20 protein-coding genes are annotated in these 23,322 nt (G+C 71.1%); 1 reads left to right on the top strand and 19 read right to left on the bottom strand.

All coding sequences use genetic code 11. From position 1 onward, the window contains the following. The first annotated feature begins 39 nt into the window (after nucleotides 1–39). Entirely contained in the window at nucleotides 40–1,098 is a 1,059-nt protein-coding gene (locus ABME02_RS03665) for an App1 family protein phosphatidate phosphatase (protein ID WP_353813929.1), read from the top strand. 61 nt (nucleotides 1,099–1,159) lie between these two features. Here the strand turns inward: ABME02_RS03665 and ABME02_RS03660 are convergent, their stop codons facing one another. From ABME02_RS03660 to ABME02_RS03570, 19 genes are all read right to left on the bottom strand, one after another. Further along, the gene (locus ABME02_RS03660) at nucleotides 1,160–2,215 is read right to left on the bottom strand and encodes a quinone-dependent dihydroorotate dehydrogenase (RefSeq protein ID WP_353813928.1); all 1,056 of its coding nucleotides are present in this window, start codon (nucleotides 2,213–2,215) and stop codon (nucleotides 1,160–1,162) included. A 47-nt stretch (nucleotides 2,216–2,262) separates the two neighbouring features. Continuing rightward, nucleotides 2,263–2,736, bottom strand: a complete 474-nt coding sequence (gene nrdR, locus ABME02_RS03655) for a transcriptional regulator NrdR (RefSeq protein ID WP_129233566.1) — start codon at nucleotides 2,734–2,736, stop codon at nucleotides 2,263–2,265. Nucleotides 2,737–2,760: 24 nt separating this feature from the next. Then, a complete protein-coding gene (hisD, locus tag ABME02_RS03650; protein WP_353813927.1) occupies nucleotides 2,761–4,074 on the bottom strand; it encodes a histidinol dehydrogenase in 1,314 nt (437 codons plus the stop codon). A gap of 48 nt (nucleotides 4,075–4,122) precedes the next feature. Further along, nucleotides 4,123–7,593: a DNA polymerase III subunit alpha gene (gene dnaE, locus ABME02_RS03645; RefSeq protein ID WP_436408240.1), complete on the bottom strand. Its 3,471-nt coding sequence runs from the start codon at nucleotides 7,591–7,593 to the stop codon at nucleotides 4,123–4,125. A 139-nt stretch (nucleotides 7,594–7,732) separates the two neighbouring features. Further along, a complete protein-coding gene (locus ABME02_RS03640; RefSeq protein ID WP_353813925.1) occupies nucleotides 7,733–8,653 on the bottom strand; it encodes an RluA family pseudouridine synthase in 921 nt (306 codons plus the stop codon). A gap of 1 nt (nucleotide 8,654) precedes the next feature. After that, complete coding sequence (lspA, locus tag ABME02_RS03635) at nucleotides 8,655–9,260, bottom strand: signal peptidase II (RefSeq protein WP_353813924.1); 606 nt, start codon at nucleotides 9,258–9,260, stop codon at nucleotides 8,655–8,657. Next, nucleotides 9,250–9,906, bottom strand: a complete 657-nt coding sequence (locus ABME02_RS03630) for a DivIVA domain-containing protein (protein WP_353813923.1) — start codon at nucleotides 9,904–9,906, stop codon at nucleotides 9,250–9,252. The genes lspA and ABME02_RS03630 overlap by 11 nt, the downstream gene beginning before the upstream one ends. Nucleotides 9,907–10,021: 115 nt before the next feature. Beyond that, entirely contained in the window at nucleotides 10,022–10,339 is a 318-nt protein-coding gene (locus ABME02_RS03625; protein ID WP_353813922.1) for a YggT family protein, read from the bottom strand. 10 nt (nucleotides 10,340–10,349) lie between these two features. After that, nucleotides 10,350–10,826, bottom strand: coding sequence for a cell division protein SepF (locus tag ABME02_RS03620; protein ID WP_353813921.1), 477 nt, complete (start codon nucleotides 10,824–10,826; stop codon nucleotides 10,350–10,352). A 39-nt stretch (nucleotides 10,827–10,865) separates the two neighbouring features. Further along, complete coding sequence (locus ABME02_RS03615; protein WP_353813920.1) at nucleotides 10,866–11,531, bottom strand: YggS family pyridoxal phosphate-dependent enzyme; 666 nt, start codon at nucleotides 11,529–11,531, stop codon at nucleotides 10,866–10,868. A gap of 46 nt (nucleotides 11,532–11,577) precedes the next feature. After that, the gene (gene ftsZ / locus ABME02_RS03610) at nucleotides 11,578–12,777 is read right to left on the bottom strand and encodes a cell division protein FtsZ (protein WP_353813919.1); all 1,200 of its coding nucleotides are present in this window, start codon (nucleotides 12,775–12,777) and stop codon (nucleotides 11,578–11,580) included. Between the two features lie 149 nt (nucleotides 12,778–12,926). Next, on the bottom strand, nucleotides 12,927–13,970 hold the full coding sequence (locus ABME02_RS03605) for a cell division protein FtsQ/DivIB (protein WP_353813918.1): 1,044 nt from the start codon (nucleotides 13,968–13,970) through the stop codon (nucleotides 12,927–12,929). A 10-nt stretch (nucleotides 13,971–13,980) separates the two neighbouring features. Further along, a complete protein-coding gene (murC, locus tag ABME02_RS03600) occupies nucleotides 13,981–15,387 on the bottom strand; it encodes a UDP-N-acetylmuramate--L-alanine ligase (RefSeq protein WP_353813917.1) in 1,407 nt (468 codons plus the stop codon). 43 nt (nucleotides 15,388–15,430) lie between these two features. Beyond that, on the bottom strand, nucleotides 15,431–16,531 hold the full coding sequence (gene murG / locus ABME02_RS03595) for an undecaprenyldiphospho-muramoylpentapeptide beta-N-acetylglucosaminyltransferase (RefSeq protein ID WP_353813916.1): 1,101 nt from the start codon (nucleotides 16,529–16,531) through the stop codon (nucleotides 15,431–15,433). After that, nucleotides 16,528–17,775, bottom strand: coding sequence for a putative lipid II flippase FtsW (gene ftsW, locus ABME02_RS03590; RefSeq protein ID WP_353813915.1), 1,248 nt, complete (start codon nucleotides 17,773–17,775; stop codon nucleotides 16,528–16,530). The genes murG and ftsW overlap by 4 nt, the downstream gene beginning before the upstream one ends. Continuing rightward, a complete protein-coding gene (gene murD / locus ABME02_RS03585) occupies nucleotides 17,732–19,288 on the bottom strand; it encodes a UDP-N-acetylmuramoyl-L-alanine--D-glutamate ligase (RefSeq protein ID WP_353813914.1) in 1,557 nt (518 codons plus the stop codon). Before murD ends, ftsW begins: the two co-directional genes overlap by 44 nt. Then, a complete protein-coding gene (mraY, locus tag ABME02_RS03580) occupies nucleotides 19,273–20,367 on the bottom strand; it encodes a phospho-N-acetylmuramoyl-pentapeptide-transferase (protein WP_353813913.1) in 1,095 nt (364 codons plus the stop codon). Before mraY ends, murD begins: the two co-directional genes overlap by 16 nt. After that, entirely contained in the window at nucleotides 20,364–21,776 is a 1,413-nt protein-coding gene (locus ABME02_RS03575) for a UDP-N-acetylmuramoyl-tripeptide--D-alanyl-D-alanine ligase (protein WP_353814394.1), read from the bottom strand. The genes mraY and ABME02_RS03575 overlap by 4 nt, the downstream gene beginning before the upstream one ends. Further along, nucleotides 21,773–23,317, bottom strand: a complete 1,545-nt coding sequence (locus ABME02_RS03570) for a Mur ligase family protein (RefSeq protein WP_353813912.1) — start codon at nucleotides 23,315–23,317, stop codon at nucleotides 21,773–21,775. The genes ABME02_RS03575 and ABME02_RS03570 overlap by 4 nt, the downstream gene beginning before the upstream one ends. Between the last annotated feature and the right edge of the window lie 5 nt (nucleotides 23,318–23,322).

Here is a 23,322-nt window from a genome sequence, read left to right as displayed (position 1 = left end):
GTTTCGCATCCGCCCCCGGGTCCGTGAAAGACTGACGGGATGCCGGAGCGTTCCCCCGACCCGGCCGGTGCCCGGCAACGGCCGGCCCGGCACGGCGCCGCGCGCGCCGAGGACTGGTTCCACGAGGTGCGCGAGCGGTGGGCGCGCGGCCGAGGCCACATCCCGACCGTCGTCCCGTACACCGGGTACGGCTCGACCGAGTGGGTCCGCGTGTTCTGCCGCGTACTGCTCTCGAAGCCGATCCGCCCCGACGAGACGTCCAAGCGCCGCCGGCAGCGCCGCGAGCAGGGCATCCGCGGCTGGCGGAGCTTCACCAGCGTGCCCGTCGGCGACGTGCCGGTGACCATCGAGGTGGGCGGCCAGCGCATCGAGGTGCTCGCCGACCGCGGCGGGGTCGTCGACACGAGGGTTCCGGCGCGACTCGAGCCGGGATGGACGCACGCGGTGCTGAGCGTGCACGGCGGCGAACCGGTCGAGGCTCCGATCCGGATCGTGGGGCCCGACGTCGACTTCGGGATCATCTCCGACGTCGACGACACCGTGATGGTGACCGCCCTCCCCCGCCCGTTCGTCGCGGCCTGGAACACCTTCGTCCTCGACGAGCACGCCAGGAGCCCCACCCCGGGGATGGCGGTGCTGTACGAGCGCCTCGCGCGCCGGCATCCGGGTTCTCCGGTCATCTACCTCTCCACGGGCGCGTGGAACGTCGCGCCGACGCTCACCCGCTTCCTGTCCCGCAACCTCTACCCGGCTGGTCCGCTGCTGCTCACCGACTGGGGCCCGACGCACGACCGCTGGTTCCGCAGCGGGCAGGAGCACAAGAGCGACAACCTGCGGCGGCTCGCCGAGGAGTTCCCGAATGTCCGGTGGCTGATGATCGGCGACGACGGCCAGCACGACGAGGAGCTCTACGCCGCCTTCGCACGAGAGCATCCGGACCGCGTCGCCGCGATCGCGATCCGCGAGCTCTCCCCCGGCGAGGCCGTGCTCGCCGGCGGACGCTCGAGGTCCGAGCAGCACGGCGCTGACGTCCCCTGGGTCTCCGCGAGCGACGGCGCGACGCTCGCCGACCGGCTGTCCGACGTCGGGATGCTCTGAGGCGCCTCGGGCGTACTCCGAGATCCGCGATCGACCCGCCGTCGACCGACCGCGCCCCCGGTCAGGCGACGGATGCCGCGACGCGACGCTCGCGTCGGATCCGCTCGAGGCCCCGGTTCACCTCGCGGGCCCACAGCGGTCCGCGGTAGATGAACGCCGAGTACCCCTGCACCAGCGTCGCGCCCGCGTCGAGCCGCTCCTGCACGTCCTCGGCGGTCTCCACGCCGCCGACCGACACCACGCAGAGCCCGGCCGGCACGTGCTCGCGGATGAGCTTCAGCACGGCCAGGGAGCGCGCCGCGAGCGGCGCCCCGGAGAGGCCGCCCGCACCGATGGCCTCGACCTCGGCGGCGGGCGTGACGAGCCCCGCACGGGAGATCGTGGTGTTCGTCGCGATGATGCCGTCGAGGCCGAGCCGGACGACGAGCTCGCAGATGCGCACGACCTCCGCGTCCTCGAGGTCGGGGGCGATCTTCACCAGGAGCGGCGTGCGACCCGCGGACGCGCGGACGGCCTCGAGCAGCGGCGCGAGCGCGTCGAGCTCCTGCAGTCCGCGGAGGCCCGGCGTGTTCGGCGAGCTGACGTTCACGACGAGGTAGTCGGCGTGCGGCGCGAGCACCTTGGTGCTCCGCACGTAGTCGTCGGTCGCGCGCTCCACGGGCGTGACCCGGCTCTTGCCGATGTTCACGCCCAGCACCGGACGGCGCCGTCGACGCGAGAGTCGGGAGACGCGGCCGGCCGCGGCATCCGCCCCGCCGTTGTTGAAGCCCATGCGGTTGATGAGGGCACGGTCGGCGATGAGGCGGAACAGCCGCGGCCGCTCGTTGCCCGGTTGGGGCAGGGCCGTGATCGTGCCGACCTCGACGTGGCCGAAGCCCAGGTTCCCGAGGCCCACGACCGCCAGCGCGTCCTTGTCGAAGCCGGCGGCGACGCCGAACGGCGAGGGGAAGCGCAGGCCGAGCGCATCGACCGCGAGTTCGGGCGCGGGGCCGGTGGCGCGCTCCACGAGCCGCCCGACGCCGAGCGCGGGGAGGGCTCGGATGACGCGGAACGCGAGGTGGTGGGCGCGCTCGGGATCCATGCGCGAGAAGCCGAGGGAGAAGAGGAGTCGATACATGCCTGGATCAGGCTACCGGAGCGGCGTGGGGCCGCCCGACGCCGACGTCACTCGGCCGGCCGCGCGGGCAGCCGCCCGTGCTCCTCGCGGAGCGCCTCGATCGCCGACTCGAAGTCGTCGAGCGACTCGAACGCCTGGTACACGCTCGCGAAGCGCAGGTACGCGACCTCGTCGAGCTCCCGCAACGGCGGGAGGATGGCCAGGCCGATGTCGTTCGCCTCGATCTGCGACGCGCCGGTCGACCGGATCGTCTCCTCGACCTTCTGCGCGAGCACAGCCAGGTCGGAATCCGTGACCGGGCGACCCTGGCAGGCCTTCTTCACGCCCAGCACGACCTTCTCGCGGCTGAACGGCTCGATCACGCCCGATCGCTTGATGACCGCGAGGCTCGCCGTCTCGGTCGTCGAGAACCGGCGGCCGCATTCCGGGCACTGGCGTCGACGCCGGATCGAGAGTCCGTCGTCGCTCGTCCTCGAGTCGATGACGCGGGAATCGGGGTGGCGGCAGAAGGGGCAGTACATGGTGCTCCCAGCGTAGCGTCGGGATCAGCGTCGCTCGGCGAAGCGGGCGGTCACCGCCTCGCCGTGGGCGGGGAGGTCCTCCTCCTCGGAGAGCGTCGCGATGACGGGGGCGACCTCGCGCAGCGCGTCCTCGTCGTAGCGGACGACCTGCTGCGGGCGCAGGAAGGTCGCCGCCGACAGCCCGGCGGCGTGACGCGACTGGCCCCCGGTGGGCAGCACGTGGTTCGAGCCCGCGGCGTAGTCGCCGAGGCTGACCGGGGAGTACGGGCCCATGAAGATGGCCCCGGCGTTCTCGATGCGCGCGAGCACCGCGTCGGCGTCGCGCACCTGGATCTCGAGGTGCTCGGCTCCGAACGCGTTCGCGAAGTCGGCCGCCTGCTCCAGGTCGTCGACCAGCACGACCGCCGACTGGGCGCCGTCGAGCGCGGCGCGGATCCGCTCGGAGTGGCGGGTCTCGGTGGCGCGGACCACGAGCCGCTCGAGCACGCGTTCGGCCAGGGCGGCCGAGTCGGTGACGAGCACCGCCGCGGCGAGTTCGTCGTGCTCGGCCTGGCTCACGAGGTCGGATGCCACGAAGTCGGCGTCGGCCGAATCATCGGCGATGACGAGGATGTCGGTGGGCCCCGCCTCGGCGTCGATGCCGGTCACGCCCTGCACGACGCGCTTGGCCGCCGCGACGAAGACGTTGCCGGGACCGGTGACGCGCTGCACGGGTTCGAGCCCGAGGTCGGGAACGCCGTACGCGAAGGCGCCGATCGCACCGGCGCCGCCCATCGCGTAGACCTCGTCGATGCCGAGGAGCGCCGCGACACCCGCGATCGTCGGGTGGATTCGGCCGCCGTGCGCCGCTTGGGCGGGCGAGGCGAGGGCGATCGACCGCACGCCGGCGACCTGCGCGGGCACGACGTTCATCACGACGCTCGAGGGGTAGACCGCCTTGCCGCCCGGCACGTAGAGCCCGACGCGACCGACCGGCTGCCAGCGCTGCTCGACCACGGCGCCGGACGCGAGGACCGTCCGCACCGGGTCCGGGACCTGCGCCGCGCTCGCGGCCCTGACCCGCTCGATCGTGGACTCGACGGCCCGCCGGACGTCGGGTCGGAGCGCGGCACGCGCCGAGGCGAGCTCGGCTGCGGCGACCCGCACGGCCGTCGGTCGGACGCGGTCGAACCGCTCGGCCTGGTCGACCAGCGCGGCTTCGCCGCGCGCGCGCACGTCGTCGATGAGGGCTCGGGCCGGCTCGAGGGCCGCGGCCACGTCGGTTGCCGCCCTCGGCACGAGCGCGAGCAGTTCTGACGGGGTCGGGCGGGTGCCGCGGAGGTCGATCGTGCGTAGCATGGCCCGCTCAGCCTAGCGAGCCGCGCCGCATCGTCGCTGGAAGCGACGTCACGTGAGGCAGTTCGGCCCCAGGAGGCTCTTCAGCTCGCCGTAGAAGTCGGCACTCACCGCGACCGGGTACGGCAGCTCGAACACCCGCGCCGTGCGGCCCTTCGTGAGCTTCAGCCGCACCTCGGTGTCGCCGCGATGACGGATGAGCACGTCGCCGAGCGCCGTGATGGTGTCGGTCGTCGCCCGGACGTCGGGCAGGGAGATCACGACCGGCCCGGTGCCGTCGTCGGTGCCGACCTCGGGTTCGAACACGCTGTAGGCGTGCAGGTTCATGCCGTCGTCGCGCATGCTGACGCGACCCCGCACCACGACGATCGAGTCGCCCTTCAGCGCCGGCGCGAACTCCTGGTACGCCTTGCCCATGAACATGACGGTGATCTCGCCCGAGAAGTCCTCGACCTGGATCATTCCGTACTGGTTCCCGGACTGGCGGGCGACGCGGTGCTGCACGCTCGTCACGAGGCCGGCGATGGTGGCGACCTCGCCGTCCTGCGTGGCATCCGAGCTCATCAGGTCGGTGATCGTCGTCGAGGCGTGCTTCGCGAGCGTCGCCTCGAGGCCGGCCAGCGGATGGTCGGACACGTAGAGCCCGAGCATCTCGCGCTCGAAGGCCAGCTTGTCGCGCTTGGCCCATTCGGGCCGATCGGGCACCGGGGACGGCGCCGACTCTTTCTCGTGGTCCTCGAAGAGGCTGTCGAAGTCGAAGCCGACGTCGCCGTTCTCCTCGGCGCGCTTCTCCTTCACCGCCGCCTCGACGGCACCCTCGTGGATCTCGACGAGCGCACGTCGCGTGTGGCCGAGCGAGTCGAACGCACCCGCCTTCACGAGCGACTCGACCGTGCGCTTGTTCGCAACCTGCGTCGGCACCTTCTTCAGGAAGTCGTGGAAGGTCTCGAAGCGCCCCTTCGCGTCGCGTGCCGCGCGGATCGCATCGACCACGTTGAAGCCGACGTTGCGGACGGCACCGAGGCCGAAGCGGATGTCGTCGCCGACGGCGGCGAAGAACCCGATCGACTCGTTCACGTCGGGCGGAAGCACCTTGATGCCCATCCGGCGGCACTCGTTGAGGTAGAGCGCCAGCTTGTCGCGCGCGTCGCCGACGCTCGTGAGCAGGGCCGCCATGTACTCGGCCGGGTAGTGCGCCTTGAGGTAGGCGGTCCAGTAGCTGAGCACGCCGTAGGCCGCGGAGTGCGCCTTGTTGAACGCGTAATCGGAGAAGGGGAGCAGGATCTCCCAGAGCTTCTGGATCGCGGCGTCCGAGTAGCCGTTCGCCTTCATCCCGCCGGAGAAGCCCTCGTACTGCTTGTCGAGCTCGGACTTCTTCTTCTTGCCCATCGCGCGACGCAGGATGTCGGCCTGGCCCAGGCTGAAGCCCGCGACGCGCTGCGCGATGGCCATGACCTGCTCCTGGTAGATGATGAGGCCGTAGCTGGTGTCGAGGATGTCCTTCAGCGACTCCGCGAACTCGGGGTGGATCGGCGTGATCTCCTGCAGCCCGTTCTTGCGCAGCGCGTAGTTCGTGTGCGAGTTCGCACCCATCGGGCCCGGACGGTAGAGCGCGATGACGGCCGAGATGTCCTCGAAGTTGTCGGGCTTCATCTGCCGCAGCAGCGATCGCATCGGACCGCCGTCGAGCTGGAAGACCCCGAGCGTGTCACCGCGGGAGAGGAGCGCGTACGCCTCGGGGTCGTCGAGCTCGAGGTCCTCGAGCACGGGGCGGAAGCCGCGGTTGGCCTCGATGTTGTCGAGCGCGTCGTCGATGATGGTCAGGTTCCTGAGGCCCAGGAAGTCCATCTTGATCAGGCCGAGCGACTCGCAGGCGGGGTAGTCGAACTGCGTGACGATCTGGCCGTCCTGCTCCCGCTTCATGATCGGGATGATGTCGATCAGCGGCTCGCTCGACATGATGACGCCCGCGGCGTGCACGCCCCACTGGCGCTTGAGGTTCTCGAGCCCCAGCGCCGTGTCGAAGACGGTCTTCGCCTCGGCATCCGTCTCGATGAGGGCGCGGATGTCCCCGGCCTCCTTGTAGCGCGGGTGGTCCTTGTCGAGGATGCCCGAGAGCGGGATGTCCTTGCCCATGACCGCGGGGGGCATGGCCTTGGTGAGCTTCTCGCCCATGCCGAACGGGAACCCGAGCACGCGGCTGGAGTCCTTCAGCGCCTGCTTGGCCTTGATCGTGCCGTAGGTGACGATCTGCGCCACGCGCTCGTCGCCGTACTTGTCGGTGACGTACTTGATGACCTCGCCGCGACGACGCTCGTCGAAGTCCACGTCGAAGTCGGGCATCGAGACGCGGTCGGGGTTCAGGAACCGCTCGAAGATGAGGCCGTGCTGGAGCGGGTCGAGGTCGGTGATCCGCATGGCGTACGCCGCCATCGAGCCGGCGCCCGAGCCACGACCCGGGCCCACCCGGATGCCGTTGTCCTTCGACCAGTTGATGAAGTCGGCGACGACGAGGAAGTAGCCGGGGAACCCCATCTGCGAGATGACGCCGACCTCGTAGTCGGCCTGCTTCCGCACCTCGTCCGGGATGCCCGCCGGGTAGCGCTCGTGGAGGCCCTTCTCGACCTCCTTGACGAACCAGCTCTGCTCGTCCTCCCCGGACGGCACCGGGTAGCGGGGCATGTAGTTGGCGCTCGTGTTGAACTGCACGTCGCAGCGCTCGGCGATGAGCAGGGTGTTGTCGCACGCCTCGGGGTGGTCGCGGAAGAGGTGCCGCATCTCGTCGGCGGACTTCAGGTAGAACTCGTCGGCGTCGAACTTGAACCGGTTCGGGTCGTCGAGCGTCGAACCCGACTGGACGCAGAGCAGCGCCGCGTGGCTCTTCGCGTCGTGGGCGTGCGTGTAGTGCAGGTCGTTCGTCGCGACGAGCGGCAGGTCGAGTTCCCTCGCGAGCCGGAGCAGGTCGTCCATGATCCGCTTCTCGATGCCGAGGCCGTGGTCCATGATCTCGGCGAAGAAGTTCTCCTTGCCGAAGATGTCGCGGAACTCCGCCGCCGCCTGCACGGCCTCGTCGTACTGGCCGAGTCGCAGTCGCGTCTGGACCTCGCCCGACGGGCACCCGGTCGTGGCGATGAGCCCCTTCGAATACGTCTGCAGCAGCTCGCGGTCCATGCGCGGCTTGAAGTAGTACCCCTCGATCGACGCGCGACTCGAGAGGCGGAAGAGGTTGTGCATGCCCTCGGTGGTCTCCGAGAGCAGGGTCATGTGCGTGTACGCACCCGAGCCCGAGACATCGTCGCCGCCGCCGTTACCCCAGCGCACGCGCGTCTTGTCGCTGCGGTGGGTGCCGGGGGTGAGGTACGCCTCCGTGCCGATGATCGGCTTGACCCCGGCATCCGTCGCCTGCTTCCAGAAGTCGTACGCGCCGAACACGTTGCCGTGGTCGGTCATCGCGACGGCCGGCATGCCCTCGGCCGAGGCCGCCTTCATCAACTCGCCGACCCGTGCCGCCCCGTCGAGCATCGAGTACTCGGAATGGACGTGGAGGTGGACGAAGGAGTCGGCGGCCACAGGGCTCCTCTTCGGTCGTGCAGCGAGCGGTTGCGGGGTGCTTGCAGTCTATTGGCGACCACCGGCACGGTGGCCTCCCGAGCCGGGCGTTTCAGTCGCCGGAGAGCACGTCGAGCGCGTGCTGGAGGTCGGCCGGGTAGTCCGACTCGTAGGTCGACCAGTCCCCCGTGCCAGGGTGCGCGAACGACAGCTGCTTCGCGTGCAGCCACTGCCGTGCGAGGCCCAGCCGGGCGCTCAACGTCGGGTCGGCGCCGTACATCGTGTCACCCGCGCAGGGATGCCGCTGTGCCGACATGTGCACTCGGATCTGGTGGGTCCGCCCGGTCTCGAGGTGGATCTCCAGGAGCGAGGCGTACGGGAACGCCTCGATCGTCTCGTAGTGCGTGACGGCGTGCTTGCCGTCGGCGATGACCGCGAACTTCCACTCGGAACGCGGGTGCCGCCCGACGGGAGCGTCGATGGTGCCCGCGAGCGGGTCGGGGTGGCCCTGCACGACCGCGTGGTAGATCTTCTCGACCTCGCGGTCGTGGAACGCGCGCTTCAGCGCGGTGTACGCGGTCTCGGACTTCGCGACGACCATGAGTCCGCTCGTGCCGGCGTCGAGCCGGTGCACGACCCCCTGGCGCTCGGGCGCTCCCGAGGTCGAGATGCGGTAGCCGGATGCCGCGAGGGCGCCGACCACCGTCGGCCCCTCCCATCCGAGCGACGGGTGGGCGGCGACGCCGGCGGGCTTGTCGACGACGACGATGTGCTCGTCGTCGTGCACGATCCCGAGGTCGGGCACCGGGATCGGCTCGACCTCGAGCGTCCGCGGGGGCGTCCAGCTCACCTCGAGCCACGCTCCGGCACGGAGCCGATCGGACTTGTCGACCGTCCGCCCGTCCAGGCTGACGCCGCCGGCCTCGGCGAACTCGGCGGCCTGCGTGCGCGAGAAGCCGAGCAGCTTCGCGAGCCCCGCGTCGACCCGGACGCCGTCGAGCCCGTCGGGGACGGGCAGAATGCGATGCTCCACGTCAGGACTCGTGGGCGAGCTCGGCCGGTGCGCCCCCGCCGCGTGCCTCGCGGCCTGCGTCGGGCGACGCGGCATCCGTCCCGCCGTCGTCGCGGACCGGGCGCGACCCGTCGAGCCCGATGCCCCGGATCGTGAGGATCATGAACAGGATCATGCTCGACACGATTGCGATGTCGGCGACGTTGTAGATCGCCGGGAGCATCCACGGCGTCGAGATGAAGTCGATCACGTGTCCGATGCCGAATCCCGGCTCGCGGAACAGCCGGTCGGTGAGGTTGCCCAGCACGCCCCCGAGCAGGAGCCCGAAGACGAGCGCCCAGGCGACCGAGCGGATGCGACGTGCGAACCAGATGATGAAGGTGATCACGCCCGCGGCGAGGATCGTGAACACCCACGTCATGCCGCTGGCGAACGAGAAGGCCGCACCGGGGTTCCGGACGAACTGCCAGTGCAGCACGTCGCCGATCACCCGGACGGTCTCGCCCTCGGCGAGGGTGGTGACGACGAAGTACTTGCTGACCTGGTCGACGGCGTAGACCGTGATCGAGACGCCGACCAGGATCAGCAGTGCGGTGACGCCGAGCCTGGCCCCCCGCTCAGCCGCCAAAGCCCTGGAAGGTCGGTGCGGGCTGCTCGCCGGACGTCGTCGGGGCGTAGCCCGCGCCGCCGACCTGGACCGGCTGCGCCGTGTCGAGGTCGCGCAACTGGCCCTCGATGTAGCTCTTCAGCTTGGCGCGGTAGTCGCGCTCGAAGACGCGGAGCTCGTCGACGCGCTTCTCGAGCGCGACCCGCTCCTGGTCGAGGATGCCCATCTGCGCGCGCTGCTTCGCCTCGGCCTCTGCGACGATGCGCGCGGCGGTGGCGTGGCCCTCGGCGATGAGCGCATCGCGCTTCTCGACGCCCTCGCGGACGTGCTCCTCGTGGAGGCGACGCGCGAGCTGCAGCAGGTTCGTGGTGCTCGTCTGCTCATCGATCTCGGACTGCGGGACTGCGGCCTGCGCGGGGGCGGCGACCGTCGGAGCGGCGGGAGCGGGCTCGGCGTACGTCGGAGCGGCGGCGGCTCCGGCACCGTCGGCGGCCCGCGACTCGGCGGCGGAGAGGCGCTGACGCAGCTCCTCGTTCTCCTGGTTCAGGCGGCGCAGCTCGACGACCACCTCGTCGAGGAAGTCGTCGACTTCGTCCTGGTCGTAGCCCTCCCGGAACTTCGTCGCCTGGAAGCGCTTGTTGACCACATCTTCCGGAGTTAGCGCCATGGCTTCCCACCCTCAAATCTGTCGAACGGTTCGATCACGTTCTGCTAACGGTAGCAAGAGAACCTCGCTCGTGCAGTGCGCCGGTCGGTCGGCGCGCCCTGATCCGCGCCGAGGATCAGGCCGCCGCCGCAGCCCCCGCCGCGAGCCACGAGACGACGGTCATCGCGATGATGACGACGAGCATCGCGACGCTCCATCCGAGGTCGAGCGCGACCTGTCCGAGCCGGATCGGCGGGATGAGTCGGCGGAAGAACCGCACGAGCGGGTCGGTGACGGTGTACACCGCCTCGACGATCACCAGGACGACGCCGCGCGGGCGCCACGACCGGTTGAACGTCCGCACGAGGTCGAGCACGAACCGCGCCCACATCACGAAGAAGTAGATGAGGAGGAGCGTGTAGACGAGGTTCCAGACGACAGCGAGTGCGCTCACGTCCGGGAGTCTACGCGTGCGAGAAGAAGGAGGAGTCCACGTCCCCCTCCGCCTCGCCGGCCTCGCCCGACACCACGACGTGCGCCGGGGAGAGCAGGAAGACCTTGCTCGTCACTCGCTCGATCTTGCCGTGGAGGCCCTGCGACAGGCCGCTCGCGAAGTCGATGAGACGACGCGCGTCGGCGTCCGACATCTGCGAGAGGTTGATGATGACCGGGACCCCCTCGCGGAAGGACTCGGCGATCACCTGGGCGTCTCGGTACTGGCGCGGGTGCACCGTGAGGATCTCGTTCATCTCCGCCTGCGTGGGTGTCGGTTGCACATGGTGCTTTCGGAGGGGGGTGACGGCGGCTCCGCCCTTGGCAGCGGGCGCAGGCGCGGCGTGCATGACCGGCGCCGGCGACGCGGTGGCCGGGGGTGACTCCGGCTCGAGCTCCTCGTCGGCGAGTCCCAGGTAGACCATGGTCTTCTTGAGCGGGTTCGACATCGCTGCCTCCGTCAGTGGTTCCGTGCTTCGAGGCTAGCCTCAGGCCGGGCGGTTGCCCGTGATTGCGGTGCCGATGCGAAGGTGTGTCGCACCCTCCAGGATCGCGTCGCGATAGTCGTGGGACATGCCCATCGACAGCGACGTCGCCGCGGGTGCGAGCGAGCGGACGCGATCGGACATCGCGCGCACGCGCGCGAAGGCGGCGCGGGCCGGCTCGTCGAGCGGCGCGACCGCCATCAGTCCGAGCAATCGGATCCCGGGCGTGGCGAGCACGCGCTCGACCAGCGGCTCGAGGGCCTCGGGCGCGACGCCGCCGCGGTCGGGGTCGCTCGTCAGGTTGACCTGGATGAAGCCGTCGACCTCGTGCTCCTCCGATCGCAGCGCGTCGACGAGGGAGTCCCGGTCGATCGAGTGGATCACCGAGGCGTAGGCGCGCACTTGCCGTGCCTTCTTGCTCTGCAACTGGCCGACGAAGTGCCACCGCAGGTCGAGGTCGGCCAGGGCACGGGCCTTGGCCTGCGCCTCCTGGTGCCGGTTCTCGCCGATGTCGCGGACCCCGAGGCTCGCGAGTTCGCGGATGAGCGACTCCGGGTGGAACTTGGTCACCACGATCGTGGTGACCTCGGCGGTGTCGCGACCGGCGTCGCGGGCCGCGTCGGCGATACCGGCGCGCACGGCGTCGAGCCGATCGGCGAGCGCGCTCACGCGGCGCCGCCCATCGTGTCGGGGCGACGCCGCGAGGTGCGAGCGGTCACTTCAGGAAGTCGGGGATGTCGAGGTCGTCGGAGTCGTCCCCGAAGGCGGGGTCCGAGACGATCTGGTCGGCCGTGGAGCTCGCCTCGCCCCAGTTGGCCGTCTCGACGAGCTCCTCGATGTCGATCTCCGTGATGCCCTCGACGCCCTCGCCACCGAGGAGCCCTGCTCCGGCTCCGGCGGAGCTGCCGGCGCCGACCGCGGCGGGCACGGCGCTCGGCTGGCGGACCTCCGCGGGTCTCGGCGTCGGGTCACCTCCGTCGAACCCGGCGGCGATGACGGTCACGCGGACCTCGTCGCCGAGCGTGTCGTCGATGACTGCGCCGAAGATGATGTTCGCCTCGGGGTGGACGGCTTCCTGGACGAGCCGGGCCGCGTCGTTGATCTCGAAGATCCCGAGGTTCGACCCCCCCTGGATCGAGAGCAGCACGCCGTGCGCACCGTCGATCGACGCCTCGAGCAGCGGACTCGCGACCGCCAGCTCGGCGGCCTTGATCGCCCGATCGGCCCCGCGGGAGGATCCGATACCCATGAGTGCGGATCCGGCACCCTGCATGACCGACTTCACGTCGGCGAAGTCGAGGTTGATGAGGCCGGGCGTCGTGATGAGGTCGGTGATGCCCTGGACACCGGCCAGGAGCACCTGGTCGGCGGTGGCGAACGCCTCGAGCATCGAGATCCCGCGGTCGCTGATCTCGAGGAGACGGTCGTTCGGCACCACGATGAGGGTGTCGACCTCCTCCTTCAGCCGCGCGACGCCCTGCTCGGCCTGGGTCTGGCGACGCTTGCCCTCGAAGCTGAACGGCTTGGTCACGACGCCGATCGTCAGGGCGCCGATCGACTTGGCGATGCGGGCCACGACGGGCGCGCCGCCCGTGCCGGTGCCGCCGCCCTCCCCCGCGGTGACGAAGACCATGTCGGCGCCGGCGAGCGCCTCCTCGATCTCCTCCGCGTGATCCTCGGCGGCGCGCCGTCCGACCTCCGGGTCGGCGCCGGCTCCGAGACCGCGGGTCAGGTCGCGGCCGACGTCGAGCTTGACGTCGGCGTCGGACATCAGCAGCGCCTGGGCGTCGGTGTTGATCGCGATGAACTCGACGCCGCGGAGGCCGAGCTCGATCATGCGGTTGACGGCGTTGACACCGCCTCCGCCGATACCGACCACCTTGATGACGGCGAGGTAGTTCTGGTTTGTCGACATGTCCGGCCCTCTCTGCGAACTCTCAACCCTCAACCTCTACTCGAAGGTTAAAGTTTTGCCGAGTATGCAATTCCTGAATCGAAGGTAGGGGCGCCGACGATTCGCCCCGACCGGCAGGCCCGGCGTGTCGCGATCCCGGTCGCGCGGGATCACCCGGTGACCGGGTTCAGCGGTGCGGAGACGTCGTACCGCCCGACCTGGTCGGGCGGTGCCGCCGCCATCAGGTCCAGCAGCACGGTCGACTTCAGGGCCGCGTCATCCGCGTTGCCCCAGACCACGGTCGCGCCGCCGTCCAGGACGAACCGCACGTCGTCGGCGGACTCCGCCGTGACCGACGCGATCCCCGACCGCAGCTCGGCCGGGAGGCTCCGCAGCACGCGACCCGCGGCGCGGAACGACGGCTCGCCGACGCCCCCCTCGACCTCGATCATCGGCAGTCCGTCCGGCACCGCATCCACGCGCTCCACGACCACGCCGGCGGCGTCCACCGCCATCAGTCCCGATGACGTGTCGAGCACGCCGACCGGCGTACGCTCCGTGATCCGCACGACCAACGTGCCCGGCGGCACGGTCTCGGTCGAGTAGGTCTCGATGAGCGGGAACGCCGAGAGCGCGCGCTGGACCTCGTCGGGGGCGATGAGCGGCAGCGGAGTGCCGACGCGATCGTCGAAGGCGGCCCGGACGTCGGCGGCGGCGATCCGGGACGTCCCCTCGACGCGCACCTCGCGGAGCGCCATGAGCGGCGAGTACGCGATCGCGACCGCGGCGACGGCGATCGCGACGACCGAGGCGATCACGCTGATCCACGTCGCGCGGCGGAGCCGGCTCCGCCGCGTGAAGCGGCGAACCTCCTGTCGCTCGAACCTGCGTCGGGCCCGTTCGGCGGCCGCGAGGGCGCGACGTACGGCGCGATCGTCGCGCCGCGACGGGCCGGCGGCATCCGCTTCACGTCGCTCGTCGTCGGGCGTCGTCCGCTCGAGCACCGCGACGCCGCCCACGGGCAGCGTGATGGGTTCGGTCGTGTTCGCGTCCTGCTCGGCCGCGGCCCGCTTCGAGTGTCCGTTCCGGGCCGGGCGCCGAGAACCGGCAGACGTCGCAGCCTCGACCGACCCCGAGGCGCCCGTCGGCTCCGTCGCCGACCCGGCCCCGCGGCGAGCGGGTCGCGTCCCGTCGAATCCCTGCGGCCGCTTCACCGGACTCCGATCAGGCGTCCCGCTCGCGTTCGAGCGATCCGAGGAGCTGGGGCACGATCCGGTACACGTCACCGCACCCGAGCGTGATCACGAAGTCGCCGGGGCGCGCGATCCGCGCCGTATGGTCGGCGGCGTCCTGCCAGTCGGCGATGAAGGCCACCCGATCGGGATGCTCGAAACGCTCGCTCACCAGGGCGCCGGTCACCCCCGGCTCCGGGTCCTCGCGGGCGCCGTAGACGTCGAGGACCACGGTCTCGTCGGCGTAGCGCTCCAGGACCTCCGCGAACTCCTTCGCGAACAGTCGCGTGCGGCTGTACAGGTGCGGCTGGTGCACGGCGATGATGCGGCCGTCGCCGACCACGGTGCGGGCCGCCGAGAGCGCCGCCGCGACCTCGGTCGGGTGGTGCGCATAGTCGTCGTAGACGCTGACCCCGTCGACCACGCCGTGCAGTTCGAACCGCCGCCCGGTCCCCGCGAACCGCGAGATGCCCTCGAGCGACGCGGCCGGGTCGAATCCGAGTCCGACGAGCACGGCGAACGCGCCGGCCGCGTTGATCGCGTTGTGCCGGCCGGGGATCCGCAGCCGCGCGCTGTGGGTCTCGCCCGCGTGGTCGACCGCGAACGACACCGGTCCGTCGGTGGAGATCGAGTGCACCCGGACCGTCGCGTCCGCCGCCTCCCCGAAGGTGAGCACCCGCTCGTGCGAGAGCCGCTCACGCACGCGCGTCGCCCCGGCGTCGTCCGAGGAGATGACCACGAACTCGTTCGCGCGGTCGGCGAAGTCGACGAACGCCTGCTCGAAGGCGTCGAGCGAGCCGTAGTGGTCGAGGTGGTCGGGGTCGACGTTCGTGATGAGCGCGACCGACGTGTCGTAGAGCAGGAAGGAGCCGTCCGACTCGTCGGCCTCGACGACGAACAACCCGCCCGAGCCGGAGGCCGCGCTCACGCCGAGTTCCTCGATGACGCCGCCGTTGACGAAGCTCGGGTCATGGCCCAGCGAGAGGAGCCCGGTGATGATCATGCCCGTCGAGGTGGTCTTGCCGTGCGCACCCGCGACCGAGACGAGGCGCTGGCCGGAGATCACCGAGGCGAGCGCCTGCGACCGGTGCAGCACCGGGATACCGCGCTCGAGCGCGAGCTGGTACTCCGGGTTGTCCTGCCAGAGCGCACCGGTCACGACGACCGTGTCGACGTCGTCGGGCAGGTTCTCGGCCGCGTGGCCGATCGCGATCGTCGCGCCGAGCTCGCGCAGGGCGGCGACGTTCGCCGAGTCGCGGACGTCGGATCCGGTCACGCGGTGGCCGGCGCCGAGAGCGAGCCGCGCGATGCCGCTCATGCCCGACCCGCCGATGCCGACGAAGTGCACGGCGCCGAGGTCGGCGGGGATCGCGATGGAGGGGTCGGGCTTGATCGTCACGGTGTCGCGGTGCTTCCTGGAGAGGGGTTCGGTCGGTTCAACGTTACGCGCCTGCGGCGTCGACGCCGCCGTCGCGGTGCAGCGCGCCGTCGACGAGCGCGATCATGCGGTCCGTGCCGTCGAGGACGCCGACGGATGACGCGGCCCGCGCCATCCGCTCGAGGCGGTCGCGGTCGGCGAGCAGGGGCACCAACTCGCGCGCGACCCAGCCGGGGAGGAAGTCGGCGTCGTCGACAAGGATTCCGCCGCCGGTGTCGACGAGGCCGGCGGCGTTGAAGCGCTGCTCGCCGTTGCCGACGGGGTACGGCACGTAGACGGCAGGGATGCCGAGCGCGGACAGCTCGCTCACGGTCGCGGCGCCGGCGCGGGAGACCGCGGCGTCGGCGATCGCGAGCGCGAGGTCCATGCGATCCGCGTACTCGATCATGCGGTAGTCCGCGATGCCGGGGTCGGCGACCTCGGACTTCGCCCCGGTCACGTGCAGCACCTGCCAGCCGGCTGCCGTGAGCGCCTCGGCGCTGTCGACCGTGGTGCGGTTGATGCGACGGGCGCCGAGCGAGCCGCCGGTCGCGAGCAGCACCGGGCGCGCCGGATCGAGACCGAAGAACTCGGCCGCCTCGAGGCGACGCGCGGCACGGTCGAGGGTCTCGATCTCGCGCCTCAGGGGCATCCCGACGAACTCGGCGTGCGGAAGCGGCGTGCCTGCGAACGCGACGCCCACCCGGGCGGCGAACCGCGCGCCGAGGCGGTTCGCGAGGCCGGGTCGCGCATTGGCCTCGTGGATCGCCACGGGAATGTCGGCGCGGCGTGCGGCGAGGTAGGCGGGCGTCGACACGTATCCCCCGAAGCCGACGACCACGTCGACGCCGCGAGCGGCGATCATCTCGCGCACCTCGGCGATCGAACGCCGGAAGCGGGACGGGAAGCGGAGCGCTGCACCGTTCGGCCGACGAGGGAAGGGGACCTTCTCGATCGTGAGCAGCTCGTAGCCGCGCGCGGGCACGAGCCGGGACTCGAGGCCCTCGGCGGTCCCGAGCACGAGCACGATCGCCTCGGGGTCGCGCTCTCGAAGGCGATCGGCGACGGCGAGCAGGGGGTTCACGTGGCCGGCGGTGCCGCCGCCGGCGAGGAGGTACGTCGTCATCGCGAGCGGTTCGCCTTCGAGGTGCGGCGGGCGGCGGCCCGCGCGGTCGCGCGGACGGGCGCGCCGGGGTCCCGCGCGACGGAGAGCACCACCCCGATCGCGAAGAGGGTCGTGAGCAGTGCGGTGCCACCGGCCGACACGAGCGGCAGCGGGACACCGAGGACGGGGAAGACGCCGAGCACGACACCGATATTGACACAGGCCTGGCCGACGACCCACACGAGGACGGCCGCGGCGACCGTCCGGCCGAACGGGGTCGCCGCGGACCGCATGACCCTGGCGAGGGCGACCGCGAGCACGACGAACAGCCCGATCACGACGACCGCGCCGATCATCCCGAGCTCCTCGCCGATGATCGCGAAGATGAAGTCGTTGTCGGCGGCGGGCAGCCACGACCACTTCGCGGCCGAGTTGCCGAGTCCGACCCCGAAGATGCCGCCGTTCGCCATCGCGAACGTTCCGTGCTGGATCTGCCAGCAGTCGCCGAGGTTGTACCTCGCGCAGTCCTCCTCGAGGAACGCGGTGATCCGGCGCATCCGGCTCTCGCTCGAGACCGCGACGAGCGCGAACGCGGCCGCGCCGAACAGCACGGGCACCGCGAGCAACCGGAGGGGCACGCCGATGAGGAAGAGCGTGCCGAGCAGCATCGCGGCCATCACCATGACCGTCCCGAGGTCACCGCCGAGCAGCACGAGCCCGATCGCGCCGCCCCCGACGAGCAGGATCGGCACGACGCCCTTGCCGAAGTCACCGAGGTGGTCCTGCTTCTTGGTCACGATGAGGCCCAGCCAGAGCACGAGCGCGACCTTGATGAGCTCCGACGGCTGGAACTGCACGGGCCCGAGTCGCAGCCAGTTCGTGTTGCCGCCGACCTCGACGCCGAGCGGCGTGGCCACGACGAGCAACTGCAGCAGGCAGGCGACGCCGAGCACGAGCCAGGCGATGCGCATCCAGAAGCCCTCGGGCATCCGGCCTGCGAGGAGCATCACGGGCACCCCGATGAGGGCGTAGGTCGCCTGCTGCGCCGCGCGCGAGGTGAAGTCGCCGTCGTTCGCCAGCGCCGACTCGACCTGGGACGATGAGAGCACCATGACGAGGCCGAGCACCACGAGGAAGAGCACCGTGCCGAGGAGCAGGAAGTAGTCCTTCGACTCGGGACGGAACGCGCCGAGCCGGATCCGGGCGGCGAGCCCCCTCGGCTCAGTCCGCTTGGCCGGTCGGGTCGTCCGAGGCGGGCTGGTCATGCCCCTCCCATCCGAGACGGTCGCGGACGGCCTCGTGGAAGCGCCGGCCGCGGTCGGCGTAATCCGCGAACTGGTCCATCGATGCCGCGGCAGGAGCGAGGAGCACGGTGTCCCCCTCCTCTGCGACCGAGGCCGCGAGGGCGACCGCGTCGGGCATCACCCTCTCAGTGTCATCCGTGGCCACCTCGAAGAGCGGCAGTCCGGGCGCGTGTCGGCGGAACGCCTCGACGAGCGCCCCACGCTCGACGCCGATCACCACCGCGGCCCGGAGGCGCGGTGCGTGCCGTGCCACGAGCGCGTCGGCGTCGACGCCCTTCAGGAGTCCCCCGACGATCCATACGACGGGGCTGAACGCCTGCAGCGAGGCCTCGGCGGCGTGCGGGTTGGTCGCCTTGGAGTCGTCGATCCAGCGCACGCCGCCCGCCGTCGCCACCGTCTGGATGCGGTGGGCGTCGAGGCGGAAGCCCGCGAGCGCATCGTGGATGGCCGCGACCGGGACGTCGATGGAGCGTGCGAGCGCCGCGGCGGCGAGGATGTTCGCCACGACGTGCGGGACGGCGAGGCCGTTCGGCTCGAGCTCCTCGAGCGTGGTGAGCTCGAGTGCCGCGGTCCGCCGGTCCTCGAGGAACGCGCGGTCGCACAGGATGCCGTCGACCACGCCGAAGTCGCTCGGGCCGGGGGTGTCCAAGCCGAAGCCGATCGCCCGCGCGCCCTCCTCCACCTCGGCGTCCTCGACCATCGACCGCGTCGCCTCGTCGGCTCGGTTGTAGACGCACGCCACCTTCGTGTTGGCGTAGACCTTCGCCTTGGCGTCGCGGTAGGCCTCCGGCGAACCGTGCCAGTCGTAGTGGTCGTCGGCGAGGTTGAGGCAGACGCTCGCGACAGGATGCACCGCGCCGGGACCGCTCGTGGGCAGGTGGTGCAGCTGGAAGCTCGAGAGCTCGACGACGAGCACGTCGTACCCCATCGGATCGCGGACCGCGTCGAGCACGGGCACGCCGATGTTGCCGCAGGGCGCCACTCGCGCCCCGCCCGCGGCGATCAGCGTCGCGGCCAGCTGCACGGTCGTCGTCTTGCCGTTCGTGCCCGTGACGAGCATCCACTCGGACGCCGTCACCTTGTCGCGCACGCGCCACGCCAGCTCGATGTCGCCCCAGACGGGAACGCCCGCCTCGGCCGCCCACCGGAGCATCGGGTGATCGGGCCGGAAACCCGGCGAGACGACGACGAGGTCGGGGGCGGATGTCGCGAGCTCGTCGGGTACCCGATCGAGCGGGTGCACGACGAAGCCGACGCCGATCACCTCGAGGATGCGGGCGCGCTCGTCGTCCGGTGCCGACGCGTAGACCGTCACCGTCGAGCCGAGCTCGGCGAGGGTGTCCGCGACGGCGAATCCCGTGACGCCGAGCCCCAGCACGGCGACGCGCAGGTCGCGCCAGCCGTCGGAGTGCCAGGTGGTCAGGCCGTCGAGCCGTGCGGCCCCGGCCGCGGCATCCGTCACCGCTGCAGCCACTCGAAGTAGAAGGCGCCCACGCCCGCGGCGACGAACAGCCCGGCGATGATCCAGAACCGCACCACGATCGTGACCTCGGCCCACCCCTTCAACTCGAAGTGGTGGTGGATCGGGCTCATCAGGAAGATCCGCTTGCCGCCCGTGACCTTGAAGTACGCGCGCTGAACGATCACCGAACCCGTCTCGATGACGAACAGGCCGCCGATGAGCAGGAGCAGCAGCTCGGTCTGGCTCGTGACCGCGAGGGCCGCGAGGGCGCCGCCCAGGGCGAGCGAGCCCGTGTCGCCCATGTAGATGTGGGCGGGATTGGTGTTCCACCACAGGAACCCGACGACGGCGCCGACGATCGCGGTCGCGACGATCGCGAGGTCGAGCGGGTCGCGCACGTCGTAGCTGCGATACAGGTCGCTCGGATTGAGGTTCTCGCTGAAGCGCGACTGGTTGAACTGCCAGAACCCGATGATGATGAACGAGCCGATCGCGAGGATCGACGCGCCCGATGCGAGTCCGTCGAGGCCGTCCGTGACGTTCACGCCGTTCGAGGCGGCCGCGGTGAGGAGCACGATCCAGACGACGTACGCGATGATGCCGACGATCGTGCCGAGCACCATGAAGTCGAGCGGCAGGTCGCGGATGAACGAGATCTTCGTCGAGGCCGGCGTCGCGCCCTCCGCGTTCGGGAACTGCAGCGCGAGCAGTGCGAAGACGGCCGCGACCAGCGTCTGGCCCGCGATCTTCGCCCAACCGCCGAGCCCGAGGCTCTGCTTCTTGCGCGTCTTCAGGAAGTCGTCCACGAATCCGACCAGGCCGAGTCCGACCATCATGAACAGCACGAGCAGCCCGGAGGCGGTCGGGCCGTCCCCCACGAGCGCGGTCGCGATGAAGTAGCCGAAGAGCGTGCCGAGGATGAAGATGATGCCGCCCATGGTGGGCGTGCCCCGCTTCACGTGGTGCGTCTTGGGACCGTCGTCGCGGATGAACTGGCCCCACCCGAGTCGCGTGAACAGCCGGATGAACAACGGCGTCAGGAATAGGGTGAACGAGAGCGACAGGGCTCCGGCGGTCAGAAGTGCTCTCACGCGAACCATTCTCCCAGTCGGTCGCCGAGGTGGCGGAGGCCCGCCGAGTTCGACGATTTCACGAGCACGGTGTCCCCCGGTCGTGCCATTCCCGTGACGAGCTCGAACGCCTCGTCGGCCGAGTCCACGTACGCGGACTCGCCGTCCCACGAGCCCTCGTTGATGGTCGTGATGTGCAGGCGACGGGCGCCCTCCCCCACCACGACGAGCTGGGAGATCCCGAGCCGCACGGCGAGCAGGCCGATGCGGTCGTGCTCCTCGCCGGAGAACTCGCCGAGCTCGCTCATCTCGCCGAGCACCGCGATCGTGCGGGCACCGGGCCGCTTCACCTGGGCGAGGGTCTTCAACGCGGCCGCCATCGAGTCGGGGCTCGCGTTGTACGCATCGTTGATCACCGTGATGTCGTCGCGTCCGCCCATGACCTGCATGCGCCACTGCTCCGCGAGCGTCACCCGCTCGAGGCCCGAGACGATCGTGGCGAGCGGCACGCCGAGTTCGAGTGCGGCGGATGTCGCAGCGAGCGCGTTCATGACATGGTGCTCGCCGAGCACCGAGAATCGGACCCGAGCGGACTCGCCGCCGGGCGCGGTGATCGTGAACTCCGTGCCCTGCGGGTGCACGACGAGGTCGGTCGCGCGGACGTCCGCGCCTTCGCCGAGCCCGAACCACACCACCCGGGCGGCCGTCTTCCCGGCCATGGGCACCACTCGCGGGTCGTCGGCGTTCAGCACCGCGACATCCGTCGGCAGCAGGTCGGTGACCATCTCGGACTTGGCCTGGACGGTCTTCTCGATACCGCCGAACTCGCCGGCGTGGGCGAGGCCGACCTTCAGGACGATGCCGACGTCGGGGCGGGCCATGCGGATCAGTCGAGCGATCTCGCCGACGCCCGACGCGCCCATCTCGGCCACGAGGAACTCGGTGTCCTCGGCCAGTTCGAGCATGGTCGTCGGTGCGCCGACCTCGTTGTTGTAGCTCTTGCGCGCGGCCACCGTTGGTCCGACCTGCTCGAGGACCGTGCGCAGCAGGTTCTTCGTGGTCGTCTTGCCGTTCGAGCCGGTCACGCCGACGATCCGGAGGCGACCGAGTGCGCGCACGCGTCGCACGACCTCGGTGGCGAGCGCGCCGAGCGCGTCGACCGAGTCGTCGACGACGATCTGCGCGACGGGGAGGTCGAGCAGGTGCTCGACGATCAGGAGCGACGCGCCCCGCTCGACGGCGGCCGGCGCGAAACGGTGGCCGTCGTCGAACTCGCCGCGCTTCGCGACGAAGACCCCGCCCGGCTCGACCTCGCGCGAGTCGGTGGTCACGGCGCCCTCGACGACGGTGTCGGGCGTGGCGCCGGCACCGGCCGGGTCGAACCGCCCGGCGGTCGCCGCCGCGATCTCGGCCATGGTCAGCGCGATCATTCGAGCCACCCCGCTTCCTGCAGTGCCAGCCGGGCGTCGTCCCGGGCCGAGTACGGATGCTTCACTCCCGCGACCTCCTGGTAGTCCTCGTGACCGGGCCCCGCGTACAGCACGGCGTCGCCTTCGCCGACGAGGGTGAGGGCGTGCCGGAACGCGGCACGCTGATCGGCGATCTCGTGGATCTCGCGATCGGGGACGGCGGCCCGGGCGCCCGCGATCAGCGCCGCCCGGATGGCCGCCGGGTCCTCCCACCGGGGGTGGAAGTCAGTGATCACGAGCGCGTCGGCACCGCGGGCGGCGATCGCGCCCATGTCGGCGCGCTTGGTCGTGTCGCGATCGCCGTCGGCGCCGAAGACCATGACGACGCGCCCCTCGGTGGTACGGCGGATCGCCTCGAGCGCCTGCGCGAACGCGTCCGGCGTGTGGCCGTAGTCGATGTAGACGACCGGACCGCGCTCGCCAGAGACCCGCTCGGTCCGGCCGGGGATGTAGGCGTCGATGCCCGGCCCGGCGACCGCCGCGGCGATCAGGTCGAGGTCGTACCCGGCCTCGACGAGCATCACGATCGCGAGCGCCGCGTTCGCGGCGTTGTACCGGCCGATCAGCGGGATCCCGGTCTCGAGCGATCGACCGCCCGGCCCCTCCAGACGGAAGCCGGTCCCGGTCGGCGTCTCATCGAGCACCTCGAGGCGCCAGTCGGCGTCCACGCCGGGCTCGGTCGCCAGGGTCGCGACCGGGATGCGCGACTCGGCGACGAGTCGCTCGCCCCACTCCGAGTCCACGGTGACGACGCCGCGACGGGCGCGCTCCGGCGTGAAGAGCTCGCGCTTGGCGTCGAAGTACTCGAGCATCGACGCGTAGTCGTCGAGGTGGTCGTGCGAGAGGTTCGTGAAGCCGACCACGTCGAAGACGATGCCGTCGACCCGGTGGCGACTGAGCGCCTGCGCGGAGACCTCGATGCCGACCGCACGCACGTCGACCTCCCGCATGCGCGCGAGCAGGGCGTGCAGTTCGCTCGCCTCCGGCGTCGTGAGCGAGCTCGTGACGGCCTCATCGCCGATCCGGCGCTCCGCGGTCGAGGTGAGCCCGGCGGTCACGCCGAGCTGGCGGAGCACCGCGTACAGCAGGTAGACGACGCTCGTCTTGCCGTTCGTCCCGGTGACGCCGAACAGGGTCGCCGGGTTCTCGGCCGTGCGGTGGATCCACGCCGCGACCTCGCCGAGCGCTGCACGAGCGTCGGGAGTGACGAGCACGGGGATCCCCGCGTCGGCCGCACGGTCTGCGCCCGCGGCATCCGTCAGGAGTGCGACGGCGCCGTTCGCCGCGGCCTGGACGGCATAGTCGGCCCCATGGGCGTGACGGCCCGGGACGCCCACGTACAGGTCGCCGCCGTGGACGGCGCCCGAGGCGATCGCGACGCCGGTCACGTCGAGGTCGTCGATCCCGCCGCGCACCTCGAATCCGAACGCTTCGGCGAGGCCGCGGAGCGATCGAGGACTCGGGTGCTGCGGCCGGAGTGCCGTGGGAGGCGATCCGGTCACGAACC

Source organism: Agromyces zhanjiangensis (genome assembly GCF_040496055.1).
In the GTDB taxonomy this organism is placed as follows: domain Bacteria; phylum Actinomycetota; class Actinomycetes; order Actinomycetales; family Microbacteriaceae; genus Agromyces; species Agromyces zhanjiangensis.
This window is presented reverse-complemented; position numbering and strand designations above follow the sequence as displayed.

Bases quoted from the DNA above. Each gene is read 5' to 3' on its own strand.
- hisD (WP_353813927.1), bottom strand. From the start codon at position 4,074: ATGCTACGCACGATCGACCTCCGCGGCACCCGCCCGACCCCGTCAGAA.
- murG (WP_353813916.1), bottom strand. From the start codon at position 16,531: ATGACGACGTACCTCCTCGCCGGCGGCGGCACCGCCGGCCACGTGAAC.
- nrdR (WP_129233566.1), bottom strand. From the start codon at position 2,736: ATGTACTGCCCCTTCTGCCGCCACCCCGATTCCCGCGTCATCGACTCG.
- ftsZ (WP_353813919.1), bottom strand. From the start codon at position 12,777: ATGTCGACAAACCAGAACTACCTCGCCGTCATCAAGGTGGTCGGTATC.
- ABME02_RS03630 (WP_353813923.1), bottom strand. From the start codon at position 9,906: ATGGCGCTAACTCCGGAAGATGTGGTCAACAAGCGCTTCCAGGCGACG.
- ABME02_RS03620 (WP_353813921.1), bottom strand. From the start codon at position 10,826: ATGTCGAACCCGCTCAAGAAGACCATGGTCTACCTGGGACTCGCCGAC.
- dnaE (WP_436408240.1), bottom strand. From the start codon at position 7,593: ATGCTCGACGGGGCGGCACGGGTCGGCGAGTTGATGAAGGCGGCCTCG.
- ABME02_RS03575 (WP_353814394.1), bottom strand. From the start codon at position 21,776: ATGATCGCGCTGACCATGGCCGAGATCGCGGCGGCGACCGCCGGGCGG.
- ABME02_RS03660 (WP_353813928.1), bottom strand. From the start codon at position 2,215: ATGTATCGACTCCTCTTCTCCCTCGGCTTCTCGCGCATGGATCCCGAG.
- ftsW (WP_353813915.1), bottom strand. From the start codon at position 17,775: ATGACCAGCCCGCCTCGGACGACCCGACCGGCCAAGCGGACTGAGCCG.
- ABME02_RS03665 (WP_353813929.1), top strand. From the start codon at position 40: ATGCCGGAGCGTTCCCCCGACCCGGCCGGTGCCCGGCAACGGCCGGCC.